The organism is Plantibacter sp. LMC-P-059a (assembly GCF_030209505.1).
Classification (GTDB): Bacteria; Actinomycetota; Actinomycetes; order Actinomycetales; family Microbacteriaceae; genus Plantibacter.
On sequence record NZ_JARVRZ010000005.1, the window covers coordinates 80,268 to 106,342 of the forward strand.

At 68.4% G+C, this 26,075-nt stretch carries 30 protein-coding genes; 14 read left to right on the top strand and 16 right to left on the bottom strand.

The window, feature by feature from the left end:
- Positions 1-42 precede the first annotated feature (42 nt).
- Positions 43-1,068 carry a substrate-binding domain-containing protein gene (locus tag QRN27_RS12750; protein WP_285042543.1) on the bottom strand — a complete coding sequence of 342 codons (1,026 nt, stop codon included), beginning with the start codon at positions 1,066-1,068 and terminating at the stop codon, positions 43-45.
- Positions 1,069-1,252: 184 nt separating this feature from the next.
- On the opposite strand from QRN27_RS12750, the gene QRN27_RS12755 reads away from it, so the two are divergent.
- A complete protein-coding gene (locus QRN27_RS12755) occupies positions 1,253-1,657 on the top strand; it encodes a tautomerase family protein (protein ID WP_285042544.1) in 405 nt (134 codons plus the stop codon).
- Between the two features lie 18 nt (positions 1,658-1,675).
- Here QRN27_RS12755 and QRN27_RS12760 read toward each other — a convergent pair whose 3' ends face one another.
- Complete coding sequence (locus QRN27_RS12760; protein ID WP_285042545.1) at positions 1,676-2,437, bottom strand: GntR family transcriptional regulator; 762 nt, start codon at positions 2,435-2,437, stop codon at positions 1,676-1,678.
- Positions 2,438-2,624: 187 nt separating this feature from the next.
- Here QRN27_RS12760 and QRN27_RS12765 point away from each other — a divergent pair, with 187 nt between their 5' ends.
- The 5 genes from QRN27_RS12765 (at position 2,625) to QRN27_RS12785 (ending at position 5,334) form a co-directional block, all read left to right on the top strand.
- Positions 2,625-3,716 (top strand): transaldolase family protein, encoded by a 1,092-nt coding sequence (locus tag QRN27_RS12765; RefSeq protein ID WP_285042546.1) that lies wholly within the window; start codon positions 2,625-2,627, stop codon positions 3,714-3,716.
- A 9-nt stretch (positions 3,717-3,725) separates the two neighbouring features.
- Positions 3,726-4,187, top strand: coding sequence for an acyl-CoA thioesterase (locus tag QRN27_RS12770; RefSeq protein ID WP_285042547.1), 462 nt, complete (start codon positions 3,726-3,728; stop codon positions 4,185-4,187).
- 58 nt (positions 4,188-4,245) lie between these two features.
- Positions 4,246-4,449: a hypothetical protein gene (locus QRN27_RS12775; protein ID WP_285042548.1), complete on the top strand. Its 204-nt coding sequence runs from the start codon at positions 4,246-4,248 to the stop codon at positions 4,447-4,449.
- A 131-nt stretch (positions 4,450-4,580) separates the two neighbouring features.
- Positions 4,581-5,033 carry a VOC family protein gene (locus tag QRN27_RS12780; RefSeq protein ID WP_285042549.1) on the top strand — a complete coding sequence of 151 codons (453 nt, stop codon included), beginning with the start codon at positions 4,581-4,583 and terminating at the stop codon, positions 5,031-5,033.
- A gap of 148 nt (positions 5,034-5,181) precedes the next feature.
- Positions 5,182-5,334, top strand: coding sequence for a DUF2474 domain-containing protein (locus tag QRN27_RS12785; protein WP_157580506.1), 153 nt, complete (start codon positions 5,182-5,184; stop codon positions 5,332-5,334).
- 85 nt (positions 5,335-5,419) lie between these two features.
- Here QRN27_RS12785 and QRN27_RS12790 read toward each other — a convergent pair whose 3' ends face one another.
- Positions 5,420-5,770, bottom strand: a complete 351-nt coding sequence (locus tag QRN27_RS12790) for a VOC family protein (RefSeq protein WP_157580503.1) — start codon at positions 5,768-5,770, stop codon at positions 5,420-5,422.
- Positions 5,771-5,961: 191 nt separating this feature from the next.
- Here QRN27_RS12790 and QRN27_RS12795 point away from each other — a divergent pair, with 191 nt between their 5' ends.
- The 3 genes from QRN27_RS12795 to QRN27_RS12805 are packed head-to-tail and all read left to right on the top strand — an operon-like array spanning position 5,962 to position 8,209.
- Positions 5,962-7,173: an inorganic phosphate transporter gene (locus tag QRN27_RS12795; protein ID WP_056013532.1), complete on the top strand. Its 1,212-nt coding sequence runs from the start codon at positions 5,962-5,964 to the stop codon at positions 7,171-7,173.
- 11 nt (positions 7,174-7,184) lie between these two features.
- Complete coding sequence (locus QRN27_RS12800) at positions 7,185-7,493, top strand: hypothetical protein (RefSeq protein ID WP_056013265.1); 309 nt, start codon at positions 7,185-7,187, stop codon at positions 7,491-7,493.
- 2 nt (positions 7,494-7,495) lie between these two features.
- Positions 7,496-8,209 carry a DUF3349 domain-containing protein gene (locus QRN27_RS12805; protein WP_285037358.1) on the top strand — a complete coding sequence of 238 codons (714 nt, stop codon included), beginning with the start codon at positions 7,496-7,498 and terminating at the stop codon, positions 8,207-8,209.
- 54 nt (positions 8,210-8,263) lie between these two features.
- On the opposite strand, the gene QRN27_RS12810 is transcribed toward QRN27_RS12805, so the two are convergent.
- Positions 8,264-8,833, bottom strand: coding sequence for a sugar O-acetyltransferase (locus tag QRN27_RS12810; RefSeq protein WP_285042550.1), 570 nt, complete (start codon positions 8,831-8,833; stop codon positions 8,264-8,266).
- The gene (locus tag QRN27_RS12815; protein WP_285042551.1) at positions 8,830-9,702 is read right to left on the bottom strand and encodes a helix-turn-helix domain-containing protein; all 873 of its coding nucleotides are present in this window, start codon (positions 9,700-9,702) and stop codon (positions 8,830-8,832) included. Before QRN27_RS12815 ends, QRN27_RS12810 begins: the two co-directional genes overlap by 4 nt.
- Positions 9,703-9,893: 191 nt before the next feature.
- Between QRN27_RS12815 and QRN27_RS12820 the strand changes: the two genes are divergently transcribed.
- The 3 genes from QRN27_RS12820 to QRN27_RS12830 all read left to right on the top strand — a co-directional run bounded on the left by QRN27_RS12820 (position 9,894) and on the right by QRN27_RS12830 (position 11,783).
- A complete protein-coding gene (locus tag QRN27_RS12820; RefSeq protein WP_285042552.1) occupies positions 9,894-10,292 on the top strand; it encodes a (R)-mandelonitrile lyase in 399 nt (132 codons plus the stop codon).
- A 65-nt stretch (positions 10,293-10,357) separates the two neighbouring features.
- Positions 10,358-11,392, top strand: a complete 1,035-nt coding sequence (locus QRN27_RS12825) for a zinc-binding dehydrogenase (RefSeq protein ID WP_285042553.1) — start codon at positions 10,358-10,360, stop codon at positions 11,390-11,392.
- 124 nt (positions 11,393-11,516) lie between these two features.
- Positions 11,517-11,783: a hypothetical protein gene (locus QRN27_RS12830; RefSeq protein ID WP_285042554.1), complete on the top strand. Its 267-nt coding sequence runs from the start codon at positions 11,517-11,519 to the stop codon at positions 11,781-11,783.
- A gap of 19 nt (positions 11,784-11,802) precedes the next feature.
- Here the strand turns inward: QRN27_RS12830 and QRN27_RS12835 are convergent, their stop codons facing one another.
- Entirely contained in the window at positions 11,803-12,606 is an 804-nt protein-coding gene (locus QRN27_RS12835; protein WP_285042555.1) for an ATP-grasp domain-containing protein, read from the bottom strand.
- Positions 12,607-12,689: 83 nt separating this feature from the next.
- On the opposite strand from QRN27_RS12835, the gene QRN27_RS12840 reads away from it, so the two are divergent.
- The gene (locus QRN27_RS12840) at positions 12,690-13,802 is read left to right on the top strand and encodes a hypothetical protein (protein WP_285042556.1); all 1,113 of its coding nucleotides are present in this window, start codon (positions 12,690-12,692) and stop codon (positions 13,800-13,802) included.
- 149 nt (positions 13,803-13,951) lie between these two features.
- Here the strand turns inward: QRN27_RS12840 and QRN27_RS12845 are convergent, their stop codons facing one another.
- The 3 genes from QRN27_RS12845 to QRN27_RS12855 all read right to left on the bottom strand — a co-directional run bounded on the left by QRN27_RS12845 (position 13,952) and on the right by QRN27_RS12855 (position 16,391).
- A complete protein-coding gene (locus QRN27_RS12845; RefSeq protein WP_285042557.1) occupies positions 13,952-14,959 on the bottom strand; it encodes a hypothetical protein in 1,008 nt (335 codons plus the stop codon).
- A 109-nt stretch (positions 14,960-15,068) separates the two neighbouring features.
- A complete protein-coding gene (locus QRN27_RS12850; protein ID WP_285042558.1) occupies positions 15,069-15,914 on the bottom strand; it encodes an NmrA family NAD(P)-binding protein in 846 nt (281 codons plus the stop codon).
- A gap of 51 nt (positions 15,915-15,965) precedes the next feature.
- Positions 15,966-16,391 carry a winged helix-turn-helix transcriptional regulator gene (locus QRN27_RS12855; RefSeq protein ID WP_285042559.1) on the bottom strand — a complete coding sequence of 142 codons (426 nt, stop codon included), beginning with the start codon at positions 16,389-16,391 and terminating at the stop codon, positions 15,966-15,968.
- 119 nt (positions 16,392-16,510) lie between these two features.
- On the opposite strand from QRN27_RS12855, the gene QRN27_RS12860 reads away from it, so the two are divergent.
- Positions 16,511-17,017: a hypothetical protein gene (locus QRN27_RS12860; RefSeq protein WP_285042560.1), complete on the top strand. Its 507-nt coding sequence runs from the start codon at positions 16,511-16,513 to the stop codon at positions 17,015-17,017.
- 49 nt (positions 17,018-17,066) lie between these two features.
- Here the strand turns inward: QRN27_RS12860 and QRN27_RS12865 are convergent, their stop codons facing one another.
- The 7 genes from QRN27_RS12865 to QRN27_RS12895 form a co-directional block, all read right to left on the bottom strand.
- The gene (locus QRN27_RS12865) at positions 17,067-18,059 is read right to left on the bottom strand and encodes a phosphotransferase (protein WP_285042561.1); all 993 of its coding nucleotides are present in this window, start codon (positions 18,057-18,059) and stop codon (positions 17,067-17,069) included.
- Between the two features lie 29 nt (positions 18,060-18,088).
- Positions 18,089-18,985 carry an arginase family protein gene (locus tag QRN27_RS12870; protein ID WP_285042562.1) on the bottom strand — a complete coding sequence of 299 codons (897 nt, stop codon included), beginning with the start codon at positions 18,983-18,985 and terminating at the stop codon, positions 18,089-18,091.
- A 68-nt stretch (positions 18,986-19,053) separates the two neighbouring features.
- A complete protein-coding gene (locus QRN27_RS12875) occupies positions 19,054-19,707 on the bottom strand; it encodes a ScbR family autoregulator-binding transcription factor (RefSeq protein ID WP_285042563.1) in 654 nt (217 codons plus the stop codon).
- 414 nt (positions 19,708-20,121) lie between these two features.
- Complete coding sequence (locus QRN27_RS12880) at positions 20,122-20,598, bottom strand: hypothetical protein (RefSeq protein ID WP_285042564.1); 477 nt, start codon at positions 20,596-20,598, stop codon at positions 20,122-20,124.
- A gap of 102 nt (positions 20,599-20,700) precedes the next feature.
- Positions 20,701-22,854 (bottom strand): hypothetical protein, encoded by a 2,154-nt coding sequence (locus QRN27_RS12885; protein ID WP_285042565.1) that lies wholly within the window; start codon positions 22,852-22,854, stop codon positions 20,701-20,703.
- A 52-nt stretch (positions 22,855-22,906) separates the two neighbouring features.
- Entirely contained in the window at positions 22,907-24,286 is a 1,380-nt protein-coding gene (locus QRN27_RS12890; protein ID WP_285042566.1) for a glycoside hydrolase family 32 protein, read from the bottom strand.
- Between the two features lie 96 nt (positions 24,287-24,382).
- The gene (locus QRN27_RS12895) at positions 24,383-25,996 is read right to left on the bottom strand and encodes an ABC transporter substrate-binding protein (RefSeq protein WP_285042567.1); all 1,614 of its coding nucleotides are present in this window, start codon (positions 25,994-25,996) and stop codon (positions 24,383-24,385) included.
- Positions 25,997-26,075: the final 79 nt, after the last annotated feature.

Genomic DNA, 26,075 nt, shown 5'->3' on the forward strand with positions numbered 1-26,075 from the left:
CGCCGAGGGTCGTGGATCGGCCCCCGGCGCTGTGCGCGGGCGTCAGTAGCGGATGCCCTGCAGGTCCTTCTCCTCGAGGAAGGAGACGTTGGACTTGTCGATCAGGCCGAGTCCGCCGGAGTTGATGTTGGCGGCGGAGAGGCCGAAGTCGATCGACAGGATTCCCTGCATGACCGACTGGTAGCCCTGCACGTAGCCCTGCTGATCGGCGGTCGCGAGGATCTTGCCGTCCTTGATGCCCTGGATCACCTGGGGGGAGGTGTCGAAGCCGACGACCGGGACGGAGATTCCGGCGGCCTCCATGGCGGCGACGACGTTGCGGTGCGGGGTTCCGCCCAGCGGGACGATCGCCTTGACGTCGGGGTTCGCCGTCAGCCACGACGTCATGGAGTTGAGCGCCTCCTCATCGGCACCGGAGGTACGGAGGTACTCGCCCTTGGCTCCGACCGCGTCGAGGGCCTTCTGGACGCCGCCACCGCGCTTGATCGCGTAGTCCTGCTCGGGCTCCTCGGCCGGGAACATGACCTTGTCGCCCTCCTTGAGGTCGACTTCCTTCAGGAGGCGCTCTCCGACGAGCGTGCCGACCTCGGTGAAGTCCTGGCCGACGAAGCCGGACACGCAGTCCTTCGCGCTGTCAGGAGCGGGCACGTTGTATGCGATGACGGTGATACCGGCGTCGTGGGCGTCGCAGGCCACTTTCGACCACTTCTCACCCTCGTTGAACGGCATGAAGATGAGCGAGGGCTTCGTCGCGATGGCCGTGCCGACCAGGTCGACCATCTTGTCCGGGTCGCCTTCCGCGGTCTGGTGGGTCAGATTCAGGTGACCGAGTTCGGCGGCGTCCTCGCCGCCCTTCAGGATCTGCGCCCAGAACGGGTCACTGGCGGGGTTGTAGTAGGTGAAGAAATAGGCGTCGCGGTTGTCGGCGCGCGATCCGAAGCCGGAGGCGAGCCCGGCGTCTGAGCTGCTGCCGGCGCTCGGGGTCGCCGTGCAACCAGCCAGGGCGAGTGCGGCGACGCCGACGAGGGCGATCGTGCCGAGGAGCGAGCGTCGTGCTGAGGTGTTCACTTCGTTGTGTCCTTTCGAGGGGTGGGCCTCGGGCGGCCCGTGCATCATTGCAGGGCTCAAGGTAGTGAAGAACTGACAAGAGGGCAATAGAAAGTCAGGACATATTTACTTTCACGTGACAATGCCTCGAACCCGCGCTAAAGTAAGAATGTCCTTACAAACTTTGCATGCATAGGAGGCGCCCATGCCGCTCGTCAAGATCGATCTCACCACTGGCCGTGATGCAGCGAACGTCCGAGAGATCTCAAACGCCATCCACGAGGCGATCGTGTCCGTCTACCGGATCCCGCCCCGTGATCGCTTCCAGATCGTGACCGAGCATCCGGCCGGCCAGATCATCGCTGAGGATGCGGGGCTTGGTTTCGAGCGCTCCGGCGGCGTCGTCATGATCCAGATCTTCACGCAGCGCGGTCGAAGCGACGAGGCCAAGCAGGCGCTCTACGCGGCTGTGGCCGACCGCCTCGCCGAGGTCGGCGTCGACGGCGCGGACATCTTCATCGGCTACGTCGAGAATGGGCCGCAGGATTGGTCCTTCGGCTTCGGGCGCGCGCAGTACCTGACCGGCGAGCTCGCCGTTCCGGCGCGCTGAGGTCGCGCGATCGGGTCGCTACCGGTCGACGAGGGTGACCTCGAAGGAGTACAGATCGGGTCGGTAGACGTGCTGGCCGAACTCGACCGCCCGCCCGGAGTTGTCGAAAGCGGTTCGCGACATGGTCAGGAGGGCGCTCCCCTTCCGGACGTCGAGCATCTCGCTCTCCGCCCCTGACGCCTCCCGCGCACCGATCCGCTGCTTGGCGACGCGCATCGTGACGCCGCGTGCCCGGAGGAGTTGGTAGAGACCGTGGTGTTCGAGTGCCCCGAGATCGAGGTCGGTGAGGTCTTCGGGGAGGAAGTTCTCGAGGATCGCCAGCGGGACGCCGTCCGCCCGGCGCAGTCGCCTGATGTGGACGATCGGGCTCCCGGTCGCCACGCCGAGGGCGTCAGCGACCTTCTCGTCCGCCGACGTGACCTCGGCGGAGAGGACGTCGGTCTCCGGCTTCTGGCCCGTGCGCTCCAGGTCCTCGAACAGACTCGTGAGTTCGACGTTGCGCGTGACCTTGCCGTGGACGACCTGGGTACCGATGCCACGCCGACGGACGAGGAGGCCCTTATCTACGAGTTCTTGAATGGCTCGACGGATGGTCGGGCGGGAGAGCCCGAGGCGATTGCCCAGCGCGACCTCGTTCTCGAGGCGCGATCCCGCAGGCAGTGTCTCATCATGGATGGCCTGCTCGAGCCGGGTCGCGATCTGGTAGTAGAGCGGCACGGGGCCGGACCGATCCAGATCGAGGAACAGTTCGACGGGGAGCGTCTGCTCGGGCTGTGCCATGCGGCTCCTTCGATGCGTAGTGAAAACTTGTCCTGACAATATCAGGGCTTTCCAAAAGGCGAGTATGTCAGGTCGGCCAGGATCCTGGATCATATTGTTAGGACATATTGTCAAGGAGTGGGTAGGCTGGTCGCACTGCGTCGCCGCAGCTCCGGCGATCGCCCACTCGACTCCCGGAGGCACTTTGATGACCGACACCCTCACCACAGCCGAAACCCTGCCGCTCGCCGTCGCGGCGGCCTCGACGCCGACGAGCCTGTGGAACGATTCCGCGGACCCCCGGGAACTCGCCAGGTCGATCGCGTTCGGTGCGGTCGGCGCGACCTGCAACCCGGTCATCGCCCTCGCCGCGATCTCACAGAACCTCGACGTCTGGGCGCCGAGGATCGCTGCACTCGCTGCCGAGTTCCCGACGGCAGGGGAGTCCGAGCTCGGCTGGAAGGTGGTCGAGGAACTGTCGATCCAGGCGGCCGTGCTCCTTGAACCGGCGTTCCGGGAGAGCAACGGCCGCAACGGTCGTCTCTCGATCCAGACCGACCCGCGCCTGCACCGAGACGCCGACGCACTGGTCGAGCAGGCCGTCAGGTTCTCGGCGTTGGCCGAGAACATCATCGTGAAGATCCCCGCGACCGCTGTCGGTATCCGCGCGATCGAAGAAGCGACCTATCGCGGTGTCAGCATCAACGCGACGGTCTCGTTCACGGTGGCGCAGGCCGTCGCTGTCGGCGAGGCGATCGAGCGCGGTCTTGATCGGCGGGCTGCTGAAGGGCTGCCGGACTGGGAGTTCGGCTCCGTCGTCACCATCATGGGCGGGCGCCTCGACGACTGGCTCAAGGCGTCCGTCGCGAAGGACCGCATCCTCATCGATCCCGGCTACCTCGAGTGGGCGGGCGTAGCCGCGTTGAAGGAGGCTCACCGGATCTTCACCGAACGCGGGTACCGGTCGAGGATCCTCTCCGCTGCCTTCCGGAACCACCTGCAGTGGTCCGAACTGGTCGGCGGTGATCTGGTGGTCTCGCCTCCGTTCGATTGGCAGCTGCGCATCAACGAGAACCGGATCCCCGTCGACCCGCACCGCATCGACGTGCCGGTCGCTCAGCACATCGTCGACACGCTCTTGGAGCGCGTCCCGGAATTCCGGAGGGCGTACCTGGTGGACGGCATGTCGATCGACGAGTTCGACGACTTCGGTGCGACGCGCCGGACGCTGCGTCAGTTCCTCGAGGCCGATGCCAAGCTCGACGCGCTGGTGCGGGACATCATCCTGCCGGTGATCTGAGGCCGAACCGTGAGTGTCGGGTCGAGCGGCTCTGCAGCGCGGTCGGAGCAGGCGCAGGGGATCACGTTCCATTCGCGTCGCTGGGTCCGTCCGGAGGATCTTAATGCACACGGGAGTCTGTTCGGAGGCAGCCTCCTGCGCTGGATCGACGAGGAGGCGGCGATCTACGCGATCCTGCAACTCGGGAACCCGCGGGCGGTGACCAAGTACATCTCCGAGATCGACTTCGTCTCCTCCGCCCTCCAAGGGGACCTCATCGAGATGGGGCTCCGCGCGACCTCGTTCGGCCGGACCTCGCTCACGATGCGGGCAGAAGTGCGCAACATGGTGAGTCGCCGCAGCATCCTCACCATCGAACGGATCGTCTTCGTGAGTCTCGGCGACGATGGGCTACCGGCGCCGCACGGATACACCGAGACCACCGATCACCGGGACCGGTTGCCGACCTCGTCGACCAGGCGGGCCGGGTAGGGTGCGTTGCAGCCTCCCCATGGGAATCACGCTCGAACGCGCACCGGAAAGGCCATCCATGACCACCGCACACAGGCGCACGATACAGCGCCGGATCGCAGCATGGATCACCGTCCTCGGACTGCTCGCAGCCTTCCTCGTCTCGGTCACCACAGCCATGGGCGGAGGCAGTGCCGGAGGCTACATCCTCAGCGCGGTGTACCTCGCGATCGGCCTCGCCGGGCTCGTCTGGTGGAGCATCCTCCGGCGGCGGAAAGACTGACGCGAACGCATCAGGTCAGCAACCCGACCGTCTCTCCTCAAGTCCCTCTTGACGTCGTCCGCCACCCTCGCCAGGATTCAGACACGATCGACGGCACCGGGCCGCCGGCACCATCGAAGGAGATGGCCCTGATGCCCACCATGATCTTCGTCAACCTGCCCGTCAACGATCTGGCCCGGTCACGGGCGTTCTTCGAGGCACTCGGGTACTCGATCAACGAGGGGTTCAGCGACGAGAACGCGGTGAGCGTGGTCATCAGCGACACGATCACGGCGATGCTGCTGACGCGGGAGTTCTTCGCGGAGTTCACGAGCAAGACGATCATCGACGCCACCACCTCGACCGAGGTGCAGCTCGCGCTCAGTGCCGAGAGCAGAGGCGACGTCGACTCGATCTTCGAGAAGGCCATCGCGAGCGGGGCGACACCTGCCGGCGAGCAGGACCATGGCTTCATGTATTCGAAGAGCTTCGACGACCTCGACGGCCACCACTGGGACTTCGTCTGGATGGACCCTGCGGCGGCCGCCGGCGGTGCACCGGAGATGACCGTCGAGGAGATGCGGGCGAACACGACGCACAGCTGAGCACGGTCCGCGGCCCTCGGGCCCGGTCAAGGCGTGCGGGCGCTCACCGTCGACGTGGTGGCCGCGGCGATGCCGAAGACCACACCAGGAGAAGCGCACATCCGGGGTGTTGTGGACGGCGTCGCCGACCGAACGCTAGGGTTTCTCCATGGCTCCCGCACCTTGGAATCGACCCGGCGAATCGCCTCAGACTCGGCTGCTCCGCATCGTGATGTTCTGGACAGCCGTCGTCCTCGTCGTGGGAGTCGTCGCGATCCTCGTGAATCTCGTCCTCTGGTCGGCCGGTCTGGTCGGTCGCTGAGGTCGGGTCCCACCTCGTCGCCGCGGGCCGCATCAGCCTGCGCGCCCGGGTGATCACGGCGCTCGCGTTCGACTGCGCCGCGTGATCAGCCGAGCTCGGTGACGAAACCGATCGTGTTGCCGTCGAGATCGGTCAACGCGAAGAACTCGACGACACCCTCGAATCGTTGCACCTCGGTCACGGCCAGGCCGCGAGACAGCAGGTTCTGACGTTCCGCGGCGGCGTCCACGACACTGATGTTGACGGAGATGCCTTGTCGGCCGGCCAGCTCAGGATCCTCAGCCAACTGCAGCCAGAACGCTCCGAGATCGAACTCGGCGAGGTTGTCCATCGGGAGCTGGTCCGGCTCGCCGAGGTCGAAAGCAGCTCGATACCAACTGATCGCCTGCGTCAGGTCACGGACGGGCATTCCCACGGTCACCGCTCGTGCTTTCATGCGACCACGGTAGTGGACCTTGTCGCGCTCAGCACCGGAGAAGGGACAGCCAGTGGACTGACGAGCGACACAGCTCGGTAGGCGTCGCTTTCCGCCGCGTGCCGCCGACGGCTTCCACGAAACGTGAACAGTGGGTGAATCCGCCCGAGCACCCGTTGTCGATCCAGCGATCGAGGAGCAAGCTCGTCGCCGTGGACCCCATCATCCTGCTCTCGCTCGTCGTGATCACGGCACTCGCCTTCGACTTCACCAACGGATTCCACGACACCGCGAACGCGATGGCGACCTCCATCGCCACCGGCGCGCTGCCGCCGAAGGTCGCGGTCACCCTCTCGGCGGTGCTGAACCTCGTGGGCGCGTTCCTGAGCATCGAGGTCGCGCTCACCGTCACGAACGCGGTCGTCAAGATCCAGGACTCGTCGGGCGCTCCCGACCCGGCGCTCCTCGAAGGAGGCGGCTCGGCGCTCCTGCTCATCGTGCTCGCCGGGCTCATCGGTGGCATCATCTGGAACCTGCTCACCTGGCTCCTCGGGCTGCCGTCGAGCTCCTCGCACGCGCTCTTCGGCGGTCTCATCGGCTCGACGCTCGCGGGCCTCGGCCTGAACGGCGTGAACTGGGCCGGTGACGGCTCGAAGCTCGACGGCGTCGTCGGCAAGGTCATCCTCCCGGCGCTCATGTCGCCCGTGCTCGCCGGCGCAGTGGCCGCGATCGGTACCTGGCTCGTCTTCCGCGTCATCGGCAACATCGCTCAGGGGCGTCTCCACCGCGGGTTCCGGATCGGGCAGATCGGCAGCGCGTCGCTCGTCTCGCTCGCCCACGGCACGAACGACGCACAGAAGACGATGGGCGTCATCACCCTCGCGCTCATCGCGGCCGGCGGTTGGGACGACACCGAGTCGGTTCCGCTGTGGGTGAAGCTCGCGTGCGCCCTGGCGATCTCGCTCGGCACCTACATCGGCGGGTGGCGGATCATCCGCACCGTCGGCAAGGGCATCGTGGAGTTGAACACCCCGCAGGGCATGGCCGCCGAGAGCTCCTCCGCCGCCGTCATCCTCGCCTCGAGCCACCTCGGCTTCGCGCTCAGCACCACCCACGTCGCGACCGGATCGATCCTCGGTTCCGGGGTCGGCCGACCGGGGGCGCAGGTGCGCTGGCGGGTGGCCCTCCGGATGGTCGTCGCCTGGGTCATCACGCTGCCGGCAGCCGCGCTCATGGGTGCGGTGATGTGGTGGGTCGGGCACCTCGTGGGCGGCGCGATCGGCGGAATCCTCATGGTCGCGATCCTCGCCGGCGTCGCGCTCTTCATCTACCTCCGATCCCGCCGCGACAGCATCGGATCCCACAACGTGAACGACGACTGGCAGGACGCCCCAGCCCGCTCGTCGCAGCAGACCGCAGCGTAAGGACGTCGGACATGTTCATGCTCTTCCTCGAAGCCGCCGCCCAGGTGGCCGTCATCGCCCTCGTGCTCGGCGCGGGTCTTCCCACCCTGTTCGCCGTGGGTGTCCGGTCGTTCGCGGTCGCCGGAGGCGCCGGTTCCGCAGACCGGAGCGGATCCGGCACGCCCGCGCTTCCGCCGGCGCTGCTCCGCGCGATCGGCGTCCTGTGCTTCGCCGTCGTCGTCGCGGCGGTGCTGGTCGGACTCACGATCATCGTCGCCACCGGTTTCGGGCAGGAGGTCAGCTTCGACCACGTGTTCCCGACCTTCACCCCGAAGGGCTGAGCATGTCGGAGCAGAACGGCGGAGACGCGACCGGCGTCGAGGTCGCGAACGGTGGGTCCGGCGTGGTGGCGCGGGTCGTCGGCTGGCTCCGCGCCGGATACCCGACGGGCGTGCCCGAGCACGACTACGTGCCGCTGCTCGGCATCCTTCGACGGAGCCTCACCCCCGAGGAGCTGGACCAGGTCGTCGGCGGCCTGATCGTCGAGGCCGAGAACGCGGATGCCTCAGGCGAGCCGGTCGGCCACGATCGGCTGCGGGCGCGGGTCGAACAGCTCCTCCTCGGACCGGCGCTCCCGGAGGACCTCGTCCGGGTCTCTGCCCGGCTCGCGAGCGCGGGGTGGCCGCTCGGCAGCCCGGACGACGTCCGTGCGGAAGCGGCCGATCACACCGACGCCGGCGGAGATCGCGCGAACCTGCTCGGGGAGCGCGGAGGGCTGGTCGCCCGCATCGTGCGTTGGCTCCGAGCCGGATACCCCGCAGGGTTGCCGGAGCAGGACTTCGTCCCCCTCGTGGCGCTCCTCCGCCGGCGGCTGAGTGACGCCGAGGTCGCCGAGGTGGGTGCGCGCCTCGCGGCGGAGGGTGATCCCTCGCTCAGCCGGGTCGACGTCGCCACGGCGATCGCCCAGGTCACCGCAGAGCTGCCGAGCGACGAGGACGTGGAACGTGTCCGCCGGTCCCTGGCCGATCACGGGTGGCCGAGCGACTTCGCGGTCTGAGGTGGCCGCATGCCCGGCCGCGGGAGTGGACGCCCCGAAACCGGTCGACGCCGGCTAATCGTCGAGGGCGCGGACGACGCGCGCGGGGGAGCCGACGGCGATCACCCCAGCGGGGATGTCCTTCGTGACGACCGAGCCGGCGCCGATGACGGAGTCGTCACCGATCGTGACCCCGGGGAGGACGGTGACGTTGGCTCCAAGCCAGACGTTCCGCCCGATCACGACGGGGGAGGGGATGAGGTCGGCCCGCCTGCTGGGCTGCATGCCGTGCTGGAGCGTGGCGATGACGGCGTTGTGCCCGATCAGGCAGTCGTCGCCGATCGAGATGCCGCCCTGATCTTGGAAGCGGCATCCGGAGTTGATGAAAACCCGGGCGCCGAGTCGGATGTTCTTGCCGAAGTCGGCGGTGAACGGAGGGAACAACGTCACCGTCTCATCGACGGGACGGCCGGTCAGCTCGGCCAGCAGCTCCCTCACCCGGGCGGGTGGGTGATACCCGGCGTTGAGTTCGCCCGCGATCCGGAGGGCTTCCTGGCTGGTGTCGTGCATGACCGCGTGCCCGGGAGAACCGCCTGCGATGGTCTCGCCGGCGTTCAGGGCGGCGAGCAGTTCCGTGAGGGTCATGAGTGCTCCGTGATCGCGGCCTCGGATGCCCAGTTCGCCAGGAGCTGGAGGCGCTCGGCGGATGGAGACCCGGGTTCGGCGGTGTAGACGAGGAGGCTGAGCCCGTCCTCGGCCGTGACGGCGAGTTCCTCGTAGGTGAGCGTGAGTTGTCCCACGATGGGATGGTGGAACCGTTTGGTGCCGGATCCGTGTGTACGGACGTCGTGCGCCGTCCAGAGTCGGGCGAACGTCTCGCTGCGGGTGGTCAGTTCACCGACCAGATCCTGCAGGGTGCGGTCGTGTGGATCCCGGCCGGCCTCGACCCGCATGATGCCGACGCACATCTGAGCGAACAGTTCCCAGTCGGGGTAGAAGTCGCGCGCGGCCGGGTCGAGGAACTGGAATCGCGCCAGGTTCGGGATCCTCCCGCCGGCTCCGATGACCGGCGAGTAGAACGCAGCGCCGAGCGGGTTCGTCGCCACGAGGTTCTGGTGACGGTCCCGGACGAACGCCGGGCCGCCGGTGATCGCGTCGAGCGTGCGTTGCAACGCGACGCGGGAGGGCTGCTGGGCGTTGGCACGACGCCGGTGGCGGCCGGATGTCGGGATGCCGTCGGCCGCACGTGCGAGATCGAGCAGATGCATCCGCTCCGTCTCGTCCAGGAGCAGCGCCCGGGCGAGCGACTCCAGCACGGCGGCGGATGCGCCCGCGATGTCACCGCGCTCGAGCTTGGCGTAGTACTCGACGCTCAGGTCGGCGAGCATCGCGACCTCTGATCGGCGCAGTCCTGCCACGCGGCGGTTCGCACCGGCGGTGAGTCCGACATCCGCGGGCGAGAGCCGCGCGCGCCGTGACATGAGGAACTCACGTACCTCGGCCTTGTTGTCCATGCCACCCACCGTACGGCGGTCCGTGCGGGTGTGGGATGCACTGGCAGTACACCGTTCGAGAGAGACTCCCTGCTTGCGCGAGATCGCGTTTCACTCGTGATGTGACGTTCGGGCGCCTCCGTCCGGTGGACCGGGCAGGGCTCACCGTCCACCGTCGCCATCGCCACGACCCATCCAGAGAAAGGACGATCATGCGCATCCTCCCCACGACCCCCACGGTGAAGAATCCTCCCGAGTGGTTCACCGGCGACGTGTGGCTCGACCCCGTCGTCGCTCCGCAGGACGAAGGCCAACGGTTGAGCGCCGGCCTGGTCCGGTTCAGCCCCGGAGCTCGCACCGCCTGGCACTCCCACCCGCTCGGCCAGACGCTCCGCATCATGGAGGGCACCGCGCTCGTGCAGGCGCGCGGCGGCGACGTGATCGAGGTCCGCGCAGGACAGACCGTGTACACGCCTCCCGGTGAGGAGCACTGGCACGGCGCAGCACCCGACAGTTTCATGACCCACCTCGCGCTCTGGGAGACCCCCGACGGCGACGACAGTGCCCACTGGGGCGATCACGTCACCGACGCCGAGTACGACAACCGCTGAAGCGCGATCACACCGCACCACACTGCACCGCACCACACTGCACGACCGACACGAGAGGAACGCTCATGCGAGCAACCCTGATGTACAACGCCGGCGACGTCCGCGTCGAAGACGTCCCCGAGCCCTCGATCCAGCATCCGACGGACGCGATCATCCGCGTCACCTACGCCTGCGTGTGCGGCTCCGACCTGCACCCGTACCACTCCCTCGAGGAGACCCCTGAAGGACGCCGGATGGGACACGAGGCGATCGGCGTCGTCGAGCAGGTCGGCGATGCCGTCGAACGCCTCGCCGTCGGGGACACCGTGATCGTCCCGTTCGCCTGGTCGGACAACACGTGCGCGTTCTGCCGTGACGGCGTGACCACCTCGTGCGTGCACGGCGGGTTCTTCGACGGCGCGTCATCCGCGACCCAGGCCGAGCAGCTGCTGGTGCCCCAGGCCGACGGCACCGCGGTCGTCATCCCAGCGGGGACGGATGAGGCGTTGATGCCCTCACTCCTGACGCTCTCGGACGTGTACCTCACCGGGTACCACGCCTCACACACGGGCGGGGTCGAGGCCGGCAAGACCGTCGTCGTCATCGGCGACGGCGCCGTCGGCCTGTCCGCCGTCCTCGCCTCGAGCCAACTGGGCGCCGAGACGATCATCCTGATGGGCCGTCACGAGGCCCGCACCGACCTCGGCCGAGAGTTCGGCGCCACCCACGTCGTTGCCGAACGGGGCGACGCGGGTGTCCAGAGGGTGCTCGAGCTCACCGGCGGGGAGGGCGCGCACGTCGTGCTCGAAGCCGTCGGACACCTGCCGGCGTACGAGCAGGCCTACGGCGTCGTGCGCCCCGGCGGAACGATCTCGCGCGTCGGGGTCCCGCAGTACGAGGACGCGCCCATCGGGTTCTCGTCGCTGTTCGGGAAGAACGTGACCCTGACCGGCGGCCCGGCGACCGTCCGCGCCTACATCGAAGCTGCGTTGCCGCAGGTCCTCGACGGGACGATCACACCCGGCAAGGTCTTCGATCGTGAGCTGCCCCTCTCCGAGATCGCCGAGGCCTACCGCCTCATGGACTCCCGTGAGGCACTCAAGGTGCTGATCCGTCCGTAGCCGTTGCGCCGCGCTCCAGCCGGACGCGGAGTCCGGCGGACGACCCGTCCGAATCCGTTCGCGTCGACATCGCCGGTAGAATACGATCCTTGGTCGATTTTCGGCCGGAGAATGTGGGACAAACATGGCATGGTTCCTTGCTGACGTCGGCACCGGGAAGAAGCGGGAATTCTTCAACACCGAGAGCATCGTGAGCGTCTCGTGGGAGACCAAGCTGTACCGGGACGAGGACGTCGAGGGCTCAGAGGCCGTCGAGACCGTCTTCGTGGAACTCACCTTCATGAGCGGTGGTCGCCGAGACATCCGGCTGGGCGCGTACACCGACGACGCGAAGACCGAAGCGGCCATCGGCATGGTGCTCGGCTCGACCGCCGTTCTGGAACTCGTCTAGCGAGACCTGGAACTCCGCCTCAATCGGCTGCGCTGAGCAGGCGGTTGACGGCGTGGACGATGGCGTCCGGGTCGCAGCTGTAGAAGTCGGCACCGCTGAACGGGTTGAGTTCGACCAGCCGCAGGCCGTCCGGGCCCTCGCCGACGTCCATGATGAACGCCGGTTCAGGGAGCGGAAGGGACTCGAGGACGCCCGCACCGAACACCCACGCGGGATGGTCTGCACCGAGCGGTGCCCCGGCCGTTCGCCCGTCGGCGGCGTACCCGCTGCCGGCGACGACCGCTCCGTCGATGACCACCAGACGCCATTCGTCGCGCACCTCGACCACGGGGGAGACGATGACGGGGAGGTCCGCGTCGTCGTAGTAGAAGCCGTGGTCGAGGGACTCCAAGGTGATCGATGCGCGCTCGAGGACGCGGCCACTGAACGGCTTCAGCGCACTGTCGGGACGAACGAACACGCGGTCACCGAAGGATTCGGGTGCGCCCGTCGCAACGAGTTCCGAGACCGTGGTCAGCACCGAGGTCGGTGTCAGGAGCAGCTCACGCACGGCAGGGTGCCAGCTCGAGCACGCGAACCGGCCGGTCGCGCAGAAGGCGCCAGGTCGCCAGTCGGTCTCTCGGACGATCCAGTCCGCGTTCGCCAGGGAGCCGTGGAAGACCACTGCCCCCGGAACGTCCGGAAGCCGGCCGTCCGCCAGCCAGGCGTCATTCCATTCCAGGATCGTCCCGCCTGAACGGACGATCGCCGCTCGGAGCGTCTCGTCGCCGCTACTGAAGACCCCGCGCTCCAGGGCCCAGGTGGGAGCCGTACCTGCCGTCATCGCCCCAGTATGGATCACGATCGAGCCCGCCGCCCGACTCTCGGGTCCGTTATCGTGCCGGTATGGGCTTCTCGCTGTATTTCATGAATCTCACCCGAGATGAGGTCGTGGACGCGGACCGCGCGGGGCTCGCGGACTTCCTGGAGAGGCACACCGCGGTGGCATCGGAACCTGTCGACGACGCGAGCCATGCTATCGCCCCCCACCGCTTCTCCTTCGACGGATCCTCCTCCGACCTGTACCTTGATCCGCTCGATCAGGAGGGGCCGGTCACTGGTGGGATCTGGCATGCGACGCTTTCCGCGCAGGAGTGCGACTTCATCTTCGAGCTGTGTGTCGCCGGCAATCTGGTGATCGTCAATCCGCAGGGGGCGCCGAATCTGCTCGTCCCAGGGCCCGGGCGCGACGCCGCCGCTCTGCCCACCTTCGACGGACCGACGGCGATCGTCTCGGTCGAAAGCGGGGCTGACCTCAGGAGGTGGCTGACGGGTGGGTTCGAGGGGTTCGCGCGATACCGCGACGTCGTGACAGGCCGCGTCGATGCTCCGCCGGACGAGCAGCGTTTCGCATCGCGACAGCGACTCGCCGCCGCAGCAACCCCTGAGCCCGACATGCAGCAGACTCGGGGCATGACGAACACGCCGAACGCCTTCCCGCCGCTGATCGTCGGCACGGACGCCCCGGCGATCCGGCGGGTGTTCCGCAACACGATCGTGCTTACCAGCGTGCTCGCCGTCCTCTCGGCTGTCGGAGCGGTTGCTCTGGGGATGACGCAGACCAGCCTCGGCTCGGCGCTCTTCGCCTCTGGTCTGGTCCTGCTGACCACGGGGTACCTGGTGTTCGGCACGGTGTATCTGATCCGCACGGCCCGCAAGCGGGCATCGCTCGGCTCCGTCCTCACACTGGACGCCGCAGGGATGGAGTGGACGATGCTGCAGGGCTCGATCTTCCTCCCGTGGCACCTGATCTCATCCGTCACCTCGCGCAAACGGCTGCGGCACCGCGTGCTCACCTACCGGATGGTCGACGGCGTCACCGGAACCACCGAGGGTGTGCGGTCGACGCTGAAGCCGAAGCACCACCGGACGATCAGCAACCTCGGACTCCAGGTCGGTTCTGCCGGAATCGACGTGCCGATCGACACGATCGCCGCCGCGACGGTCGCCTTCACGAACGGCCGCCTCGACCCCCGCTGACGCAGGCCGGCGGGTCGCTCACGCCCCCCCCCGACCGTGGGAACGGGCGTTGCGGTACGACGACTCCTATGAACGCGTTGGGTGCGCGCGGGAGATGTTCAGGAGCCGGGGTGAGATCGCCGGCGCGCTGCTTGTGGTCGCGGCATGGCTCAGAGCGTGGTGATCCGCAGGGTGCTCGCGTAGCCGTCGACGAGCGCGACCGACAGCTTCCAGTAGGCGTCCTCGATCGTCGCGTCGAGTGCCCGATCCCCGTTCTCGTCCTGTTGCGGCAGCAGGAGCAGGACCGTGCCTCGACGGGTGCTGGCGACGGCGAGGGCATCCGGACTCGATTGGACGACACTGTCGATGAGCCGGCTCACCAGCTCGTTCGCGTGCGCGACGCCGTAGGCGGTCTTGACCACGGGCAGATCGACGATCTCGGCGGAGAGGATCACGGAACCGGGGTGCTCCCGATGGAGTGCCTGGAGCCGACGAGCCGTCGTGAACGAACCGGGGCCTCCGCTCGCACGCCGACTCGAGAGCTCTTCGACCCGCAGGAACACCAGGACCAGGGTGGTGACGACCACGAACACGAGGTTGATCACCGTCGTGATCTCGGTGTTGAAGTAGCGCTCGAACACGCCACCATCGGGGCCGTCGAGGCCGAAGACCGCAGCCCGTGCCGCACTGTAGGACGCGTGGAGGGCCTGCACGATGGTCATCGCCCAGCTCACGCGGAACGATCCGAACAGACCCTTCCGCGATTCGACGGCGGTCAGCGTGGCGAAGAGGCTCAGGCCCAGCAGTTTCGGGATGACACCCGCCCAGTTCGGGGCGTGGGGATCGGGGAGGAACGTCAGGATCGTCGCGATCAGTGTCACGGAGATGACCTGCCAGAACCGGACCCGTCGACCGTTGAACGCCTGGCAGCCCAGCCAGACGAACCCGACGGCCCCGACCATCGCACCGTTCCCCAACGCGACTGCCAGCGGCGGGTTCCCCAGCGCCGTCGCGGCGAGATAGGAAGCGGTGCAGAGCACGGCAAGCATCGAGGCCGTGAGCCAGAGGTTGATGTACCGGCCGGACAGCGACTGGCGGCTGTCGACGACGAACAGCAGCGCGCACGACCCGGCGACCATCACGGAGACGGCGAGCAACACGAAGGTCTCAGAACTCACCGGTCCTCCGCATCATCGCGCTCTCGCCCCTGGCCTGAACTCTAGTCCGCTGGCCCCGTCCAGTGTCGCCTGGACGGGGCCAGTTCAGGGTCGGCGGCCTCGCGGCGGGTCAGACTCCCATATCCGCGAGCCACTGCGACACGGAGCGGGGCGCGATCCCCAGTCGCTTCTGAGCGCTGGTCGACTCGTCGATCACGTCCGAAGGTTGGGTCAAGCGGTGGGTGTACATCGCGACGACCGGCTTGATCGCTTCCTCGCCGATCAGGACGGCCATCTCGGCGCCCATCTCTGCGGGGCTCTGCGCTTCGAACCGCACCTCACGGCCGAGGTGTTCGCCGAAGCTCCGGGCGAGGTCCGCGCCGACGAGGCCCGGTAGCGCGCCGAGATCGATGACTCCGGTGATGTCGGTGTCGGCGAACAGGCCGGCGGCGACGTCTGCGACATCGAGGTGGGATGACCAGGAGACGGCGTAGTCCTCGCGGAGCGGGTACCGCAGCACGCCGTCGGTCCGGACGGCGCCGACGATGTGCGGAGCCAGCAGGTTCTCCAAGTACAACCGTGGTGCGACGACCGCCGTCGACACACCGCTTCCCTCGAGTCCACGGAGGAGCGTCACGATCGCGCTGGGGTGCTCGGCTGTGAAGTCGACCGGGTATCCGCTGGACGACACCACCACCCGCGCGGGCCGAGCCGAACCGATCGCGATGGCGATGGTCTTCGCCCAGGTCTGCAGCTGCTCGGGCGAACCGAGCGGCAGGTGCACGAAGACGCCGTCGACGTCCTCGTAGGCCTTGGTGAGCGTGGAGACGTCGTCCAGGTCGAGAGCGATCGCATTTCCAGCCGAATACGCCTGTGGGTTGCGGACGCCGGCCGTGACGGTGTGGCCGAGTTCGATGAGTTTGGCGGCGACGGGGCCGCCCTGGGCGCCGGTGGCGCCGTGTACGAGAATGTTCATGAGCCCAGTAGCGCACACCGGGCCCCGGTTACATCAAGGTAACCAGCCGGGTCAGAAGCCCCTTCGTGGCAGCTTCTCGGACTCCGGCGTCGAACCCGTTTCGTCGGCGCGTCGGTCGTCGAACGCGTCTCGTGCTCCCAGGACCTCTTCGATGTGCTGCTCGGCCCACAGACCCAGCGCCATCAAAGGCTCTCGCAGCGTCTGCCCGAGCGGTGTGAGCTCGTACTCGACTCGCGGCGGCATCTCGTCGTAGGCGGTTCGCGTGAGGATGCCGTCGCGCTCGAGGTCGCGCAGCGTGCTGGCCAGCACCTTCCCGCTGATCCCGCCGACCGCCTGCCGGACCGTCCCGAAGCGCGCGGGACCCTCGCTCAGCGCGATCACGATCATGGCGGTCCACTTGTTCGCGATCCTCGCGAGCGAGGTCCGAGACGGACAGGTGTCCAGCATCACGTTCCATACGGGCGGGTTCGAGGTCATCGCGCTCCTTCGGTCGCTAGGAGGTACCAGGTTACTAGCGGTAACCGTACGGATGCCCGGCATACCCGACGATCCGACCCGCGCTGTACGAGGATTCCTGACGCCGGTAGGTTCGATGCATGGCTCAGGTGCAGAACATCCAGCGGTTCCGGAAGCTGGTCGATGAGCCCCTCGCCACCTGGCCCGGTGCGTTGGTCGTCGTCGTGGCGGTGTTGGGCGTCGGCTTCGTTGTGGGCGCGGCGTACGTCGGTCCGCTCGACGACTACTCGGAGGCGGAACTGGCGCAAACGCTGCCGATCCTGGTGACCTCGTTCGGGGCGTTGATCTTGGCTGGAGGGGTCATCGTTCAGCAGGTCGCGGGAGCGATGCAACTGCGGATAGCAGCCTGTGCGCGCGCGGTGGAACGTCTGTCCGAGCCGACGACCGCTACTCCGACAACGCCTGCCGACGATGCGCTGCTGCGTCGTTTCGCGGGGGAGCTGGAGGAGTACGTCGACACCGTCACACGGCTGCGCGGCCGTCTCGGTCTCGCCCGGAGGATCAGTGCGGGCCTCGTCTGTGCGGCTGGTGCGGTGCTCGCCGCGGGTGCGGTCCTGAGTAGCTGGGCGCTGCCCGTCCTCACCTGAACCTGCACCGGCAGCAGGGCCCGCGGTACGTGTCAGTCGACGCTCCGCGTCAGGCGGTCATCTCGGGGAGGAGCGCGCGCGCCGCCCGGCCCCATCCGGTCGGATCTTCTTTCGGAGGGACGAGGAGGAAGGAGAACCAGAGCACGAGGAGGTTCCACCAGCCGGCCTCCGCCGTCGTCAGCGGGCGCTCGGATTCGTACCCCTCGCGGAGCCAGGTGTGGACGTCGGGCGGGACCGGTCCCCAGTCTCGGAAACGGGTCCCCAGCATCACCGCCGATTGGGCCAACTCCATGATGGGGTAGTCGAATCGGGCTTCCTCGAAGTCCAAGACCGCCGTGATGTCGTGCCCGGTGCACAGGATGTTCGAGGACCGGAAATCCCCGTGGACGAGCTGCGCGGACAACTGCTCGGACGGCGCACCGGCGAGGAACCCGAACATCTGCTCACGCGCTGCGGGCGTCAGTGCACCCGAACGACCGGACTCCAGCCAGTCGGTGATCCGTTCCGCCAGCGGCTTGGGCGGGCCGGCGAACGCACCCATGTCCTCGGTGTCCGGGTAGTGGGCCAAGGCCGAGTGCAGCTTCGCGAGGGCGGCCCCGGCCGCTCGGACCTGCTGGGGTTCCGCGACGTCCAGCAGGAGCCCGGTGATCTGGTGTTGGAGACTCATCGAGGTCCGCTCGCCGGTCTCCACCTGCAACCGCCCGTCGAGGGAGGGCACGGGCGCCGATACGGGCAGTCCCTGTTCACCGAGCCAGGCGGTGAGCTGGGTCAGGGCCGTGAGCCGAGGGAACTTCGGCGGGAGGACGGACCACTTCGCGAGGAACGGTCCGGACGCCGCGCTGATCCAGGCCAGAGCGTTGTGGCCGCTCATCACGACCCGCGTGACCGAGTCGACCTCGACGCCCCAGTGCTCACCGACGGTTGCGGCGACCCAGCGGCTTGCCGCAGCGGCGTCGTCGAGCCCGAACCGTGCGGCGATGACCTCCGCGGGATCGGCGTCCTCCCACAGCATCTCCAGCAGCGGTGCGGCGACCTCCGTCATGCTTTCCCCCTTCGCAGCATGCGGCGAGCCTAGCTGCGCGGCACGGCTGCAGAGAGTCCGCGCGCGAGGATGTCCACGAGGAGTCGTGCATACGAGCCGTCCCGGTCCAGGTCGGGGTCGAACACGGTGATCGAGATGCCAGCTGCACGAGGGGCGAGAACGCTGATGAGCTCGGTGAGCTGTGCGGCGTCGATGCCGCCGGGATCGCGGCTGTCCACCGCGGGCATCACGGTCGGATCGAGGACATCGACGTCGATCTGCACCCAATACGAGGCACCCGCCACTTCGAGAGCGGATGCGGTCGCCGCGGCCAGGCCGCCCGAGGCGAGCTCCGACGCGGCGACGACGTAGCCGAGCAGGGCACGTGCCTCCTCGGCATGTTCGTCGTCGTCGCGATGCCCGAGGTGGGATGTCCGAGCCGGCTCGAAGTAGGGCGCGAGCCCGTCGATGTCGGCGATCGCCGGCCAGTGCAGACCGACGGCGGCTGCGAGGTCCTCTCCTGCCACACTCGCGCACTCGGCGCTGTTGCCCGGGTGACGGAAGTCGGTGTGGCCGTCGACGTGGATGAGGCCGATGCGCCCGCGTCGCGCCGATGCGACTCCTGCCGCGAGCAGGACGCTGCAGTCTCCTCCGATGACGAGCGGAGTGCTGCCCGATGACCACGCGTCCTCGATGCGAGAGGAGAGTCGTCGGGTGTGGTCGATGAGCGAGTCCTGGTTGCGCACGCGTCCTGGGTCGCGGGCGTCGTCGTCGTCGAGATACCGGCCCGGCAGGACCACCCCGCCGTCTCGGGCGCCGATCGATGCGAGCCTGCTGAACAGTCCAGCCTCGCGCAGCGCTTCGGGAGCCTTCGCCGCGCCGGGCACGCTTCCGCGCTGCGGCGGTCGGAGGCCCCGATTGGTCGGGGCGGACAGGACGGTGATCACTCGTCCATCCTGCCGTCGACCGCAGACACGAGCGGTGCGCCGCTGACACGCTCGTGAAGCGCGGGCCACTACTGCTCGAACGCCTGCTCGCGGATCCGGTTCGCGGCGGCTCGACCGGCTTCGGGAACGATGGCGTCGATCGTGAGGCGCCACATCCGGTCGACCGACGCGGCGACATCACCTCGGCCGAGGGTCGCCTGGGCGGTGAGCTGCACCCCCGTGAAGAAGCCGATGAGGGTCCGCGCCAGGTCTGGCGCGTTCATGGAGCTTTGCAGCACGCCCTCGTCGAGTGCGGAAGCGAGCTCGAGTGCGGTCCCGGCGATCCAGTCCTCGTAGAAGTCGCCCGCCGGTGCGCTGAGCGAGCCTTCATCGAGGGCGAGTCGGATGCCGGCGCGGACGACCGGGTCGTGCTCGAGCTGGTCGACGATGGCCCGCGAAGCGCGGATGAGTCGCTCGAGGACCCCGTCGTACTGCGCGCTGATCTGCGCCATGACGGGAAAGGACCGGGCGTGCTGCTCGTGGATGACCGCCAGGGCGATCTGCTCCTTCGACTTGAAGTGAAAGTACATCGAGCCCTGCGAGACGCCCGAGGCCTCCGCGATCATCGAGAGACTGGCGTTCCCGAATCCGATGCGGTCGAACACCTTCGCGGCTCCCTCGACGACAGCCTGCTGTGTCGCCTGACCGCGCTCCTGTGTCGGAATGCGACGTGTAGCCGGCATCCGGATCTCCTCGACTCTGCGCCTGTGATCGGGCCGTCACGAAGCGATGGCCCTGTTGGGGTTCTGAAGGTACCAGTCCCGGTCTCCCGGTTCCATGGGTCGGGAAATCGGGGGATCCATCGGACGAGCTCTTCGACTAACTGGTGCGGCCCGCTTAGTTATGGCAGGGTGGCTCCTGCTGGGGATGATCGACCGGCGCCGGGCCAAGGGCTCGCGCGCCGGGTCGGGTCGCACTCGCGAGGGATGGCGTCCGGCGAGGCCAGTCGGACTGCTTGCACGATGCCATCGGGGGCACTGGCATCGACGATCATCGCGATCGTGCGGGTCACGCGCCAGTCGGGGGACTGGGCCGGCGTGGCCCGCTCCTCCCGCTGCATCAATCCCACGCTGGCCCCTGCCCGCCGCCGGCACTCCTCATGGCACCTGGAGGATCGGGCGCTCGCCGGATCGGGCCATGAGGAGCAGCGTCAACGCCGCACCGGCGAGGAGCCCGTCGGCGACACCGGCGGGCAACATGAAGATCATCAGGACGAGCGTGACGGCACTGTTGATGACCGAGAGCTCGAATCCCCAGGCCCGATTCCGGAGGACGCCGACCGCACCGATCGTGCGGAGGATCCCGAAGATCCCGCTCATCACCATCATCAACGCCAGGTTCTCGTTCAGATAGGGGAGCGCGAACACCTCGATCCCATCGGGAACGGCCGCCGGGCTCACCCCGAGCACGAGCATCACCGGCAGCGCGCAGGCGACGAGCACCTCCATGAGGACGCCGTGGACGAGCAGCAGGACTCCGGCGGCCCGGAGCCGCCGCTGACGCGCGAGTCCATCGCGGTCGGGTCGGCTGTCGCCGATCAGGGGTGGATGGTCCGCAGCGAGGTCTCGGGGCATCCTGCAACGGTAGGCACCAGGCCGACACCGGACCATCGACCGATCGGAGGATTCCCGGAGACGCCCGCCGTGAGACGAGTGTCTTCGGCGCACCGGGCCACCTCAGACGGTGAGGCTCTCCCGCTCGGCGCGGGTCAGCTTCACCCGGGCGAGGCGGATCCGCTGGGCGTCCTGCGCGGGACGCGGGATCACCACCGTGAGCCATCCGTCGTGCTGCGCCCCGAACAGACACCCGTCCGTCCGCTCGAACACGAGCGGTGCGGGGATGGCGCGCCTGGAGCCGATCTGCTGCCGTAGGACGGCCAGGCGGTGGATCTCCAGCCGGCGCGCGACCGTCGTCGCCCGCACGGCCCGGAGGGCACCGACGAACACCGGTGACGGCATCCGGGGGCCCGACACCAGCATGAACGCCCGACCGAGATCCTGGGGTCGCACTTCCCTGGGGCCGCCGACCAGCCGATGGTCGTAGGTGATGTGCGGCGAGCCCTCGCCGGTCCATTCGACCAGGCCCGTCGGTGCTTGCAACGCCACCCAGCCGGCTCGCCGGTAGATCGCGAACTCCCGCCGGACCCGTACCTGGATGGACACCACGGAGACGGCGATGAGCAGGAGACCGACGATGACCCAGCCGGCGACCGCCGGCCGGGAGATCCATTCCCGGAGCGCGCCGAGGCCTGGTTCGGGTGCCGAGGTGAACGCCTCGATCGCTCCGAAGAGCTGCGGAACGAGGAACGGGATGCCGAGGACCAGCCCGAAGACGGAGTACTCGCCGTCGGTCTTCAACCGGCGTCGGAACCCCCGGAGCGTGCTGATCTCCTGCTCGATGCTCCAGCGCAACGCATCGAGGCGGTGGACGTCGACGCTCGCCGCCCAGTCCGGGCCGCCGGCCCACTGGGGCGCGGGGCCGCCGTCCCACCCGGGCGCGGGTACGGGCACCGGCGCTGGCCCGGGTGCCGGCCCTGGGCCTTCCGTGTTCGGAGGAGTGGTCACGACGCCCAGGGGAGGCGGGAGCTCGGCTGAGCCGAGCGTCTTCGGCAGGCCCCGGGCGATCCGCAGCTTCTGGGCGCGCCGTTCGACGAGGTAGTACCACCACGCGACCGGGACGAACAGCATCTCGAGGACGAGGAAGCCCCACTGCACGGGTGACAGCGCGTGGTCGTCCGGGTTGGTGGGCACCAGCCCGTTCGCCTGCGCGATCCCGACACCGATGAGGACGAGGATGAACACGTTGAGGACGGTCAGCAGGATGGCGATGAACAACAGCCCGCCGGCCGAGGTGACCGGCCGGACGAGACTGCCGACGTCGCCCTTGTAGACGCCGTACTCCTCGAGGGTGAGCCCCTGCCGGGCAGCGTCCTGTGCGGCGAGGTCCGCGTAGAGCCCGGCCTGTCGCGGGGCCGTCGGCACCCCGGGAGCGCGCGGCGCTCGGGGACGCGGCGGAGCGCTGAGGAACCGCACGACACCGACGACGAGTGTGACGAGGGCGACGATGATCCCGGCGACCATCGTGAACGAGACCGTCCGGATGGCCTCCGTCGGTGCGTCGACCGCGCGCAGTCCGACGATGACGAGCACGGCGACGACGATGACGGCCGGGATGGCGAGGAGCGGGAGGACCCACATGCGATGGCGGCGTGTGCGGACGGCACTCGGACCCGGTTGCGGCCAGCCCCCTGCCGCGCCCGGCTCGCCCGCTGCGCCGGGCGTCGTCCGTGCCTGGCGAGCCTCCTGCCCCGATCGGTACGCCCGTTCGGCTGCCCGCGCGGTGGCGAAGCGCCACCACGCGGCGGGCGTCGCGACGATCGCGAGGAGGAGCCACGCCTTCGAGCCGCCGGGGGCGGTCAGGATCGAGGCGATGTCCTGGAACGCCACGACCAGGATGATCGCCGACAGGATTGTGAGCACGATGGCGACCGCCAGCAGGACACCGCTGATCCGCCGCGGCTCCGGCTGCTCACCGGTGAGCCGGACGTACTCCTCGACCTCGGCTGCCTGCTGGGCCGCCTCCGCGGGCGTCAGCCGACCGGCGTTCGGACCGAGGGCCCGCACGACCTGGATGAGGAAGACGACGACCGCGACGAGGGAGCCGCCGATGGCGAGCGCCCACGGCACCCGCCACAGGGGTTCGGGAGCGCCGAGCTGGTCGAGCACGCCCGCGATGAAGATGCCGACGAAGAACACGACCGGAGCGCCGACGAGGGGGAGGAACCAGCCGATCCGCCGCCGAGCTCGGGGTGGATTCGCGTGTTCCGTCATAATGCCAGTCTGCCGCGTCGGAGCCCTGGTGCCAGACGCTCGGTCGGAACCCTCAGCCTTCATCGATCTCGCCGTGGTGGAGCCGCGTGAACGGTGCCGCGGGGAAGACCTGCTCCGTGAACGTCACGCGGCCGTCGCCGACGAACACCTCGACGAGGTGGGCGTCGACGATGATCGTCAGCTGGACGGTGTCGTCGGTGTCGGTCGGGAGTGCGGCCCAGTCGACCGAAGGGTACGCCGGGTGGAACGTCGTGTTCCCGGCGTCGGTGCGGTCGCAGCTGATCCTGCGCTCCGAGCCGTCGACCGTGATAACGAAGCGTTCGTCGGTGCTCGTCTCCGGCGTGAGCGTCAGCGTCGTGTGCACGCCGTCGGCGCAGGACACAGCGACGTCGAAGCGGGTGACGTCGTCCCCCGGGAGGATGGGCGTCTGCGCGACGTGCACCCGGCCGTCCTCCGTGCGCACGAGCTCGATCTCGCGAGCGAGCGACATCGCCGACCGCCATGGTCCCGTCGGGGTCTCGTTGGCGTAGTCCCAGTTGCTCGCCCAGCCGATCATGAGTCGGCGGCCGTCTGGAACATCGCTGAACGACACGGCCGCGTAGTAGTCGCGGCCGAAGTCCAGCCAGTCGTAGTCGGCCGGATCGACCGAGGTGCTGAGTCGTTCGGCGGTGAAGACGTGTCCGTCGAAGTCGCCGACGAAGTACTGCGTGCCGGACCCGCCGGCGATCGCCCCCGGGTTGAGGCTCACGACGAGGACCCATCGAACCTCGTCCGTGCCGCGGATGCGGAGGGGGAAGAGGTCGGGGCACTCCCACACGCCGCCCGTGGCGTGCGCCGGGCCGAAGTGCGAGACGAGGGTCCAGTCGATCAGGTTCGGCGAGGTGTAGAACCCGATGCGGTGCTCCACCGGATCGGCGACGACCATCACCCAGTGGCCGCCGTCGTCGCCGAACCAGAACACCTTCGGGTCCCGGAACTCGGTCGACCCGATGTCGAGGACCGGATTGCCGGCGTAGCGGGTCCAGACCTCGCCGCCGTCCGTGCTGTATGCGAGGGCCTGCGCCTGGGAGCCGGGAGTGTCGCCCTCCGGGTGGCGGGCCGCGGTGTAGACGGCGACGAGCGCCGGCCGGTCGTCGATCGCGAACCCGGCCGTGTCGCGGTGGTCGATGACGACGCTCCCGGAGAAGGCCATCTCGCCGTCCTCGGCCGGGATGGCGACGGGACGGTGCTCCCAACTGACGAGGTCGGAGGACACCGCGTGCCCCCAGGAGATGTTGCCCCAGGTGGAACCGGTGGGGTTGTTCTGGAAGAAGAGGTGGTACACGCCGTCGTGGAACACCAGCCCGTTCGGGTCGTTCAGCCAGGTGGATTCGGCGGTGAAGTGGGCTGTCGGACGAAGGGACCGCTCAGTGGCGGTCGAGGGCGTGGTCATGATGCTCCTGACGGATGTCGGTCGGTGTGCGGGCGGTGGATCGGTGTGGTGGGGGAGGCGGAGTCGGGGGCGGCGCGGACGCCGCCCCCGACGGGACTACTCGCCGCCGTCCTGGAAGCGGTCGTAGGCCTGCTGGTAGGTGGCGATGACGTCGTCGATCCCCATCGAATCGAGCTGCGAGACGTAGCCGTCCCACTCGTCGTCGACGGTGCCGTTCACGATCCAGCTGGCGAACTTCTCCTTGACGAGGGTGTTGATGTCGGTCACGGCGAAGGACGTCGCGTCGAGCTCGTCGTTGGAGAGCATGACCGGCGGGTAGGCCTCGTTGGCCTTGAACGGGGCGTAGAACTCGTTGACGAGGTCCTGGCGCTCCTTCGCCCGCGGCTCCGGGGCGACCACGGTCTCGAAGTCCTCCGTCGTCGTGATCTTCGGACCGCCGGGCGCGACCTTCTGACGACGCTCGCCCTCGGCTTCGCCCGCCGGCGCGGGGATCTGCACGAGGACGCCGTCGGCGTTCTCCTCGAGGGTGACCCCGACCGGTCCCCAGTTCACCTGCGCGCTCATCACCGGGTCGAAGAGCCGGTCAGCCCAACGCATGGTGGCCGCCGGGTACTGGTTCGCCCGGGTGATCGCCATCGCGCCGCGGTTGATCTCCTGGTTGTTCGCGACGCTCGCGAGCTGCTCGCCGTCGACACCCTTGAGGACGCCCAGCATGGCGTAGTCGCCCATCCGGTCCTCGCCGACCATCTCCTTGAGTTCCCACCAGAAGAAGGAGCCGAGGACCGCGGTGTCGGCCTTGCCCTTCGAGAGGTAGGCCAGGTCGTCCTGCGAGAACGACTCGGGATCGATCAGGCCGTCGGCGTACCAGTCGGACAGGGCTTCGACGCCGGCCCGGTAGCCGTCGGTGTTGGCCGTGAACTCGACCTCGCCGTCACGCACGATGCGGTGGTCGTTGTTCTCGGGCTGGCCACCGAGGGCTGCGATGAGGTCGTTCGGGTTGGCGCAGAAGGAGTCCGTCCGGAACGACAGCGGGATCTCGTCGGCCTTGCCGTTGCCGTTCGGGTCCTGCGTCTTGAACGCCTCGAGGGCGGCATGGTACTCGTCGATCGTGCTGGGCATGGGCAGCCCCAGCGCGTCGAGCCAGGCGGTGTTGATGTAGAGGAAGTTCGGGTACTGCAGGATGCCGAGCTCCTCGACGGAGGGCAGCGTGTAGATGTGGCCGTCGGACGCCGTGATCGCCGCGCGGATGTCCGGGCGGTCCTCGAGGATGCCGGACAGGGTCGGCGCGTACTCCTCGATGAGGTCCTCGAGGGGGAGCAGGGTGCCGTTCTCGCCGTTCTGCACGATCTCGGCGTCGGTGAGCCCCGAGTTGTAGAGGACGTCCGGGAGCTCGTCGCTCGCGAGCATGAGGTTCTTCTTCTCGGCGTACACCTGCTCGGGCAGGTTCTTCCAGTCGATGGCGATGTTGGTGTCGGTCTGCCACTGCTGGACGAGCTGCATGTCGCCGTAGTTCGGGGCGAGCGCGGACTTCGTCCCGCCGAACGACAGGGTGAGGGTGTCGTCGACGATCGGGAGGCCGGTCTGGTTGAAGCCGAAGTCGTCGGACTTGTCGGCGACCTCGGTGGATCCTCCGCCGCCGGTGCAGCCGGCGAGGAGGAGGGCGCCACCCGCCGCGAGGGCGGTGATGGCGGTGAAACGACGGTGTCTCATGATGGTCTTCCTTCGGTGTGGTGATGGTGCTGGGACGGTGGTGCTGCTGGACAGAGGGATGCTGCTGGGCGGGCGTCGC

Coding starts and splice junctions, on each gene's coding strand:
- QRN27_RS12755 (WP_285042544.1), top strand. CDS start 1,253: ATGCCGCTCGTCAAGATCGATCTCACCACTGGCCGTGATGCAGCGAAC.
- QRN27_RS12760 (WP_285042545.1), bottom strand. CDS start 2,437: ATGGCACAGCCCGAGCAGACGCTCCCCGTCGAACTGTTCCTCGATCTG.
- QRN27_RS12765 (WP_285042546.1), top strand. CDS start 2,625: ATGACCGACACCCTCACCACAGCCGAAACCCTGCCGCTCGCCGTCGCG.
- QRN27_RS12775 (WP_285042548.1), top strand. CDS start 4,246: ATGACCACCGCACACAGGCGCACGATACAGCGCCGGATCGCAGCATGG.
- QRN27_RS12780 (WP_285042549.1), top strand. CDS start 4,581: ATGCCCACCATGATCTTCGTCAACCTGCCCGTCAACGATCTGGCCCGG.
- QRN27_RS12785 (WP_157580506.1), top strand. CDS start 5,182: ATGGCTCCCGCACCTTGGAATCGACCCGGCGAATCGCCTCAGACTCGG.
- QRN27_RS12790 (WP_157580503.1), bottom strand. CDS start 5,770: ATGAAAGCACGAGCGGTGACCGTGGGAATGCCCGTCCGTGACCTGACG.
- QRN27_RS12800 (WP_056013265.1), top strand. CDS start 7,185: ATGTTCATGCTCTTCCTCGAAGCCGCCGCCCAGGTGGCCGTCATCGCC.
- QRN27_RS12805 (WP_285037358.1), top strand. CDS start 7,496: ATGTCGGAGCAGAACGGCGGAGACGCGACCGGCGTCGAGGTCGCGAAC.
- QRN27_RS12810 (WP_285042550.1), bottom strand. CDS start 8,833: ATGACCCTCACGGAACTGCTCGCCGCCCTGAACGCCGGCGAGACCATC.
- QRN27_RS12815 (WP_285042551.1), bottom strand. CDS start 9,702: ATGGACAACAAGGCCGAGGTACGTGAGTTCCTCATGTCACGGCGCGCG.
- QRN27_RS12820 (WP_285042552.1), top strand. CDS start 9,894: ATGCGCATCCTCCCCACGACCCCCACGGTGAAGAATCCTCCCGAGTGG.
- QRN27_RS12825 (WP_285042553.1), top strand. CDS start 10,358: ATGCGAGCAACCCTGATGTACAACGCCGGCGACGTCCGCGTCGAAGAC.
- QRN27_RS12830 (WP_285042554.1), top strand. CDS start 11,517: ATGGCATGGTTCCTTGCTGACGTCGGCACCGGGAAGAAGCGGGAATTC.
- QRN27_RS12835 (WP_285042555.1), bottom strand. CDS start 12,606: ATGACGGCAGGTACGGCTCCCACCTGGGCCCTGGAGCGCGGGGTCTTC.
- QRN27_RS12840 (WP_285042556.1), top strand. CDS start 12,690: ATGAATCTCACCCGAGATGAGGTCGTGGACGCGGACCGCGCGGGGCTC.
- QRN27_RS12850 (WP_285042558.1), bottom strand. CDS start 15,914: ATGAACATTCTCGTACACGGCGCCACCGGCGCCCAGGGCGGCCCCGTC.
- QRN27_RS12855 (WP_285042559.1), bottom strand. CDS start 16,391: ATGACCTCGAACCCGCCCGTATGGAACGTGATGCTGGACACCTGTCCG.
- QRN27_RS12860 (WP_285042560.1), top strand. CDS start 16,511: ATGGCTCAGGTGCAGAACATCCAGCGGTTCCGGAAGCTGGTCGATGAG.
- QRN27_RS12865 (WP_285042561.1), bottom strand. CDS start 18,059: ATGACGGAGGTCGCCGCACCGCTGCTGGAGATGCTGTGGGAGGACGCC.
- QRN27_RS12875 (WP_285042563.1), bottom strand. CDS start 19,707: ATGCCGGCTACACGTCGCATTCCGACACAGGAGCGCGGTCAGGCGACA.
- QRN27_RS12880 (WP_285042564.1), bottom strand. CDS start 20,598: ATGCCCCGAGACCTCGCTGCGGACCATCCACCCCTGATCGGCGACAGC.
- QRN27_RS12885 (WP_285042565.1), bottom strand. CDS start 22,854: ATGACGGAACACGCGAATCCACCCCGAGCTCGGCGGCGGATCGGCTGG.
- QRN27_RS12890 (WP_285042566.1), bottom strand. CDS start 24,286: ATGACCACGCCCTCGACCGCCACTGAGCGGTCCCTTCGTCCGACAGCC.
- QRN27_RS12895 (WP_285042567.1), bottom strand. CDS start 25,996: ATGAGACACCGTCGTTTCACCGCCATCACCGCCCTCGCGGCGGGTGGC.